Below are 6,294 nucleotides of genomic sequence, written 5' to 3'. Positions count from 1 at the left end.
GCTGCACCAGGCCCAGCCGGGCAGCGTCACCCTTGGGGGGCGACCCCGGGCCCCCTGCCCCGGCGGTGTGCGGGGGTGCGGCGGCGGTCCGCTTGGTCGGCAGCCCGGCCGACCGGGCGGACCGCCGGGTCAGGGGGTACGCCTCAGGGGCGCGCGTTGAGCTCCGCGACGATCGACGCGGGGGTGTGGCCGCTGCCGTCCGAAAGGCGGTGGAAGTCGACGGAGACGAAGTTCGGGTCGCGGCCCCCGGCGGCGTGCCGGCACTGCTCGGCAATGCGGTTTCTCAGCTTGGTGCCGTTGTCCAAGGCCGCCGTGAGGACGGTGGGCACGTTGCGGTGGTGGCTCATCGTGAACAGCCGCCGGAATCCGGGTTCCTGCCGGTCAAGGGGCAGGTCGGACCAGCGACTGACGCAGTTGAGGTCGTTGCCGAGGTCACCCAGGCTCCAGTAGTTGCTCACGGTCCACGACTTGTCGTACATGACGCCCAGGTGCTCGCGGTCGGACCGGTCGGAGAAGATCAGCAGCCGCTTGCCGGAGGTGACGAGGTCGGCCACCTTCGGCCATCCGTTCTGCCGTACGCCCCACTCGTCGGGCCGGAACGCCATGTCGGACAGCCCCCTGACGCGGCCGAGGGACTGCCGCAGCTGCTCGGCGCCGACGTAGTCCTCGAGGAAGACCGTCACGACCTCCTGCGGGTGGGCGGCGAGGAAGTCCACCACGGTCTGCATCGTGCCGTGGAAGGACTGCCGCGGGAGGGCGTACGTGGCACCGGCGAAGGTCTTGCAGTCGCCGTGGCACAGGTACACGTCGCTGGGGTAGCAGTCGCTGCCGAAGCTGATGATGCACAGCCAGGTGCTGCGCTCGTACCAGTGCGCGTCCAGGCTCAGGCCGCGGACCCCGTTGTCGAGCTGGGCGCGCACCGATTCGGACTGGTTCACCGAACTCCAGCGTGAGTCCTCGTAGTTGGTGAAGGCGTTGTGGGTGGTGAGGAAGGCGACCTCGTCGAGGCGGCGGTCGGCCCAGCGGGCGGTCGCGGCGTGGGCTGCTGCTGGGTCGGGTGCTGAGCGGGGTGCGGCCGGGCCCGTGACGGCTGCCGTGGAGGACGCGGCTGAGACACCGGCTCGGCTCGGGGTGGTCGCGGCGGTCGCGGTGGTCGCGGTGGTGATCGTGCCCAGGAGGGCCCATAGGAGGAGGCACACCAAAGAGCGTCGGCCGCTTCTTCGCAGGAGCGCGGCGGAGGCGCTGCGGGGGGAGGTCTCCGGTGCGCGGCGAGGGCGCCCACGCAACGCCATGTGCGTCATGTTCATGTCAATCATGGGCGGAGGGTAGCGCGCGGGCCGTCGATCCGCTTCCCCGCGGACGCGCACGGCCGGTATCCGTCGGTGCGAAGCGACGGCCGGCGAAGGGACCGCGCAAGGGTCCAGTGGTGGGCGACGGGACCGCGCCAGGCTTCAGTGGTGGATGACGGGACCGCGCCAGGGTTCAGTGGCCCGCGAGCGCCTTGACGAGGGCGACGGCCAGGCCGATCGCCGCGTCGAGGGCGCCGGCCAGCAGGGCGACGGCTGCCCCGCTGCCCATGCGGATGCCGCCGTACCAGCCCCACCCGAACAGACTGGCGACGCTCACCCCGGCCGCGGCGTGGAGCGCTGTCTGCAGGCCCATCACGCCCAGGGCGGCGGAGCCGATCAGGATCAGTGGCCCGACGGCGGACAGCAGCAGGGGACTGCCGACCCACAGCATGTGCCGCAACTCCGCGCCGGTGGCGAGCCGGCCGTGCACCACGCGGTGGGCCTGCTGATCGGCCACGAGGGTCGCCAGCCACAGCCCGACGGCGGCGGTCAGCACCGTGGCCGCAGCCCCGGCGGCGTTGACGTGCTCCGACGCGGCGAGGCCGATCACCACGGAAATCATGGTGATGGTCGCGTACAGCCGCTCCTTCAGCCGGGCGGCGGCAGTGGCGGCAGTCTCGCTGGCGGTGGCGGTGGCGGTGGCGGTGGCGGTGGCGGTGGCGGTGGCATCGGCGGTGGCGTCGGCCGGGTCAGGCCCGGGACCGGTGCCGCCGGCTTCCTCGTGACCCATGCGGGCACCCTACGGGCCGTCCCGTCATCCGCGGTGAATCAGCGCGGGGCGTCGGATGAGGCGGCACCGCACGACGGGGCCGCCGGACCCGGGAGGTCCTCTGTCGCGACACGGGCTCACCGGCCACACTGATGGCTTCGGGGCGGAACGCCCCCGTGACGAGGAGGTGCTGAGACGGTGTCGGGTATCCCTGCGGAGCGGTCCGCTCCGGTCGTACGGCCCGCGGTGTGGGAGACGTACGGGCCGGCCGATCTCAGCGCCGTGCCGGTGTTCGCCGGAGGGTTCATCAACTTCGGCTATTGGCAGGCCGTCGATCTCGAACGGCCGCTGTCGCAGGACGACCGGATCCGCAGCGAGCAGGACCTCTACCGGCACGTACTCGACGCGGTCGGCCCCGAGAGCGGTCGGGCCGTGGAGATCGGCTGCGGTCTCGGCCTCGGATGCGCCCTCGCCCTCGACGAGTACGGGCCCACGGCGGTCACCGGCGTGGACGTCCACCCCCAGCAGCTGCAGCGGGCCCGCCAAGCGAACTCCACGCTCCTCGCCGCGCAGCCGGACCGGCTGCGCTTCGTACTCGGGGCGGCGGAGGGCATGCCGCTCGGCGATGCCGAGTACGACTGCCTGTACAGCGTCGAGGCGGTCCAGCACTTTCCGGACCTGCCCGCCTTCGCCCGTGAGGCGCAGCGGGTGCTGCGGCCCGGTGGGCGGGTGGCGGTCGCCGGCTTCTTCAGCATCGACGGCGCGCCCGAGCCTACGTCGAAGCCCGGGCGGGAGCCCGCGCCCGCGGAGAGGCTCGCGGACATGCTCGACTCGTTCGCGAGCGGCCTGGACATCGCGCGACCTGTGTCCCGGCTCGCCGATGCCCTCGCCGAAGCCGGCTTCGACGGCGTCCGGGTCGCCTCGATCGGTCCGCAGGTCTGGCCCGGCTGGGACCGCTGGCTGGCCCGCCTCTGGGAGCCGGGCACCTGGCCCCGGAACTTCCTGGCCGCCTGGGAACAGCAGCTCCTGGACTACTACCTGGTCACCGCCACCCGCCCGTAGCCTCCGGCGGGGGCCGTGGGCGCCGGGTCCGCGCCATGGTGTTGCCCTGTTGCCCTGTTGCCCTGTTGCCCTGTTGCGCTGTTGCCGGTTCAGGGGCATCCGTTGGTCAGGAGCACGTAGCAGACGTGGTCACGATGGATGAACGTGGCCGTATCGGAGTCGCTGCCGTCGAAGTACGCCGGCCGGAGCGGCTCTTCGTGGCTGTGGTAACCGGTCGAGCGCAAGAAGTCGGGTACGACCGAGGCGAACAGCCACGCGGAGCCGGGCCGGCCCAGCAGCTGATGGGCGAAATCGTGGACCAGTCGTTCGGCGTCCTTCCCGGCATAGTGCTGGTTATAGGGGCTGAACGCTTCGCAGAGCATCCATCTCAGCTTCGCCACGAACCCCTCGTGGTCGAGCGGGCTGACCGTCGCGAGGAATCCGTCACGCAGGAGCGGGCGTTCGACGCAGGCTCCGTCGAAGTCGTCCGAGAGGTTGTACCAGTCGCGCCGACGGTCGGCGGCGAGCATCATCTCCTCGAACAGGCTGCTCCGGAGGAAGGTGTGGAGGACGTGCTGCCGGTTCTCGGCGGTGACGGGCACGTCCACGGCGATCTTCAGCAGCAGGGTGTTGCTGTTCATGGAGTGGTCCACGGCCGACAGGAACGCGTCGACGGCAGGGTGCTCCAGATCGTCGGACAGATCAGTGAAGTCCACGGCCTTTCCCCTTTGTTCGCCCCGCCGCCACCACACGTGTGAGTTGCCGCAGTCTTCCGGACCGTCGCCCGTGCATTCAAGGTGTATCGGTTCGGCAAGGTGAACTAAGGAACGTTCGTCAGGTCCAGCAGGGCATGGCGCGCCGCCGTGCGTGCCCGCTCGAGCCGGCCGCCGCGCCGCCGCCGTCGCGAGGCCGTGCAGGACGCCGGGAGCGTGTCTTCGGAGAGCCAAAGAGGTCGCGGCACGACGAGGCGTCCACCGCCTGGAGCCGAAGCCCGCACGTTCGATCGCTTCCGGCCGGCGCCGGTCAGCTGGTTCTGGGGGCCTGGATCACATGGCTGACTTTGATCGGCCTCCCAAATTTCACCGGGAGCGCAAGTGTGGGGCCGCGACGGCGTCTCCCCTCAAGGTTGTCCCATAACGGCGGTGTGCAAGTGAGATGATCTCTCATGCCGTCAGTGTGCTCGCGATCACTGACAACGCCCGCGGGCCCAGTAACGCGCATCTGGATCTTCCCCGGACGGGCGGAGATCCCTGGCGGGTGCCGGCGGTACCGAGATTCCCGGAGGGAAACGGCTGACCCCGGGCGCTCGCCGAGGGCCCGGCCGACGCCGGGGCGGCGAAGGGTTTGGTGTGCGGGGCCGACGGAACCGGGTAACGTCTTTGTCATGTTCTTCCAGAGGCCGATGTACGAGTGAGAGCGTGATGGGCCCCTGCTGACGTCCTTCGACGTCGCCGCCCGTCCCTCACCGAGCATCCGTAGATCACTTCACTTCATTACCGGGAGAACCCGTGACCGTCAGCAAGAACATCAACAACCCCGTGGGCATGGGCGGCGGCCAGCGCAAGAAGCTGTCCCGCGCCGAACGGCAGAACAACGGTCCGCACCGCAACCTCGACCGCCAGGGCGCAGCCGACCAGAAGGCGGAGCTGGTGCGCAAGATGCGCGAGAAGGCAGACGCAGCCGAGGGCGCCGGGCCGGCGGGCGACGACACCGCCCAGAGCTGACGCACCGCCGCCGCAGAGCGGCACCGCACGCGGCAGGGCCCGTACCGCGACGAGCGGTACGGGCCCTGCCGCCGTACCGGGCGCGGCCGCCCGCTCAGTTCTCAGCCGACCACCCGGGGCAGCCCCACATACAGCAGCCCGCTACAGGACACAAGCAGGCAGTGCTGTCGCTTGCACGCCGGCGAACCAAGGGGCTGTGGGCAATGATCCGCGCGGAGCGTGCTATTAATCTGCACCACCAGTTACCACGGCCGCCTGTCATCCTGATGGGGAAGTCGTCGTTCAACCCTCAGGCGGCCCTGGGTGGATCAGTCGATCCAGATCAGCATCGCGTGACCGGCGGATGCGGCGCCCCGGAAGAACTCTGTCAGGGGAGTGAAGAGGTCGCCGGCCCACTCCAGTGAGGCGGGCGAGTCCCAGATCTGGGGGTAGACCTCGGCCTTGGTGAGTTCGGAGGGGTCGACACCCTGAATGAGCTGGTCATACGTCGTCCGGTGCAGGGTGTCAGCGGCCAGCTGTACTCGCTCAGGGCTCAGGTAATGCGGCGGTCCGTAGCCCCAGTCATCGGTGGCGACGGGTTCCTCGCCGTGGACGACGTCGACGGGGAAGGCCGAGCGTTGCAGGAGGAACCCGAGCAGGTGCCACGTCTGGTGTGTAGTGAAGTGCCGCGCCTCGGCCGGTGCAGGCACACCCTCCGCCTGCGCGTCCTGCGTCTCCTCGGCGAGATCCCACGCCCACTCGGGATCCTTCAGGGCCCGGTCCAGTTCGGCAGGCGTGACGCGCAGGTACTCCCCGTTCATACTCATGGGCGGCAGCATACGGAGCGTCTCCGACAGAGCATGGGTTGCAACGACGATCCAGGTCCAGCGGTCGGCTGCGTCAGAACTGCGGAGCCGTGGTCCGGGTCCAACCGAGGGTGTGCTTGAGCATCCGCGGAACTTCGGGGAGGGGGTTGGTCAGGCCGTCTCCGTCGTAGTCGGCAGGATGCTGGAGCCCAGGCAGTCAGCGGATTCCGGAGTCGGGATGCACGGCATCCCATTCCTGGCGTGCACGCGCGATGGCATCGCGGTGGTCGGCTGACCAATCCGCGAGGGCTTTCACCAGATGTGTGAGGCTGTGGCCCATCGTCGTGAGCTCGTACTCGACCTGCGGAGGCACTGTCGGGTGCACGGTCCGGGTGATCAGCCCGTCGCGTTCCAGCCGACGCACAGTGAGCGTCAGCATCCGCTGCGAGATACCGGGTATGGCGCGTTGCAGCTGTCGGAAACGACGTACGCCCTGGGCCAGTTCGACCACGACCAGGACCGACCATTTGTCCCCGATCCGGTCGAGCACCTCACGGATGCCGCAATCCTCGTGCTCGTCGCCGCAAGTGACCACGGGTTCGGTGGTTACTCCTGTGTGCCCTACTGACATGGAAGTGCCTCCTTACGCTTCGTGACGTACACCCGCAGGATGATCCCGGTTACCG

At 69.7% G+C, this 6,294-nt stretch carries 7 protein-coding genes; 2 read left to right on the top strand and 5 right to left on the bottom strand.

Annotated elements, in window-relative coordinates:
- Positions 1-143: 143 nt before the first annotated feature.
- Together ACWGIF_RS31140 and ACWGIF_RS31135 are read right to left on the bottom strand one after the other, a co-directional pair.
- A complete protein-coding gene (locus tag ACWGIF_RS31140; protein ID WP_453502476.1) occupies positions 144-1,316 on the bottom strand; it encodes a PI-PLC domain-containing protein in 1,173 nt (390 codons plus the stop codon).
- A 166-nt stretch (positions 1,317-1,482) separates the two neighbouring features.
- Positions 1,483-2,079 (bottom strand): hypothetical protein, encoded by a 597-nt coding sequence (locus ACWGIF_RS31135; protein WP_453502474.1) that lies wholly within the window; start codon positions 2,077-2,079, stop codon positions 1,483-1,485.
- Between the two features lie 177 nt (positions 2,080-2,256).
- Between ACWGIF_RS31135 and ACWGIF_RS31130 the strand changes: the two genes are divergently transcribed.
- A complete protein-coding gene (locus ACWGIF_RS31130) occupies positions 2,257-3,120 on the top strand; it encodes a class I SAM-dependent methyltransferase (RefSeq protein WP_453502472.1) in 864 nt (287 codons plus the stop codon).
- 89 nt (positions 3,121-3,209) lie between these two features.
- Here ACWGIF_RS31130 and ACWGIF_RS31125 read toward each other — a convergent pair whose 3' ends face one another.
- Positions 3,210-3,815: a hypothetical protein gene (locus ACWGIF_RS31125; protein ID WP_453502471.1), complete on the bottom strand. Its 606-nt coding sequence runs from the start codon at positions 3,813-3,815 to the stop codon at positions 3,210-3,212.
- A 792-nt stretch (positions 3,816-4,607) separates the two neighbouring features.
- Between ACWGIF_RS31125 and ACWGIF_RS31120 the strand changes: the two genes are divergently transcribed.
- Positions 4,608-4,823, top strand: coding sequence for a DUF6243 family protein (locus tag ACWGIF_RS31120; protein WP_453502469.1), 216 nt, complete (start codon positions 4,608-4,610; stop codon positions 4,821-4,823).
- Between the two features lie 308 nt (positions 4,824-5,131).
- Here ACWGIF_RS31120 and ACWGIF_RS31115 read toward each other — a convergent pair whose 3' ends face one another.
- Entirely contained in the window at positions 5,132-5,629 is a 498-nt protein-coding gene (locus ACWGIF_RS31115) for a YfbM family protein (protein WP_453502468.1), read from the bottom strand.
- 196 nt (positions 5,630-5,825) lie between these two features.
- On the bottom strand, positions 5,826-6,239 hold the full coding sequence (locus tag ACWGIF_RS31110; RefSeq protein WP_453502467.1) for a winged helix-turn-helix transcriptional regulator: 414 nt from the start codon (positions 6,237-6,239) through the stop codon (positions 5,826-5,828).
- Between the last annotated feature and the right edge of the window lie 55 nt (positions 6,240-6,294).

It is taken from the genome of Streptomyces sp. NPDC054849 (genome assembly GCF_053610945.1).
The sequence above is the reverse complement of the archived record's forward strand: the minus strand, read 5'-3'. Positions and strand labels throughout refer to the sequence as shown.